A 656-nucleotide genomic window follows, 5' to 3' on the forward strand; every position below is an offset into this window, starting at 1 on the left:
CTGGAGAGTGGCGCACGGGTGAGTAACGCGTGGGGACCTACCTCTTAGTGGGGGATAACGGTTGGAAACGACCGCTAATACCGCATACGCCCTTCGGGGGAAAGATTTATCGCTAAGAGATGGACCCGCGTTGGATTAGATAGTTGGTGAGGTAACGGCTCACCAAGTCAGCGATCCATAGCTGGTTTGAGAGGATGATCAGCCACACTGGGACTGAGACACGGCCCAGACTCCTACGGGAGGCAGCAGTGGGGAATATTGGACAATGGGGGCAACCCTGATCCAGCCATGCCGCGTGAGTGAAGAAGGCCTTCGGGTTGTAAAGCTCTTTCAGATGCGAAGATGATGACGGTAACATCAGAAGAAGCCCCGGCTAATTTCGTGCCAGCAGCCGCGGTAATACGAAAGGGGCTAGCGTTGTTCGGATTTACTGGGCGTAAAGGGCACGCAGGCGGTCTTGCCAGTCAGGGGTGAAAGCCCGAGGCTCAACCTCGGAACTGCCTCTGATACTGTAAGACTTGAGACTAGGAGAGGGTGGTGGAATTCCCAGTGTAGAGGTGAAATTCGTAGATATTGGGAGGAACACCAGAGGCGAAGGCGGCCACCTGGACTAGATCTGACGCTCAGGTGCGAAAGCGTGGGGAGCAAACAGGATT

General features: G+C 55.2%; 1 rRNA gene. It reads left to right on the top strand.

Annotated features, from left to right (window positions below):
- Positions 1–656, top strand: a 16S ribosomal RNA gene (locus tag TH2_RS20425); the annotation flags it as partial.

The organism is Thalassospira profundimaris WP0211, from assembly GCF_000300275.1.
In the GTDB taxonomy this organism is placed as follows: domain Bacteria; phylum Pseudomonadota; class Alphaproteobacteria; order Rhodospirillales; family Thalassospiraceae; genus Thalassospira; species Thalassospira profundimaris.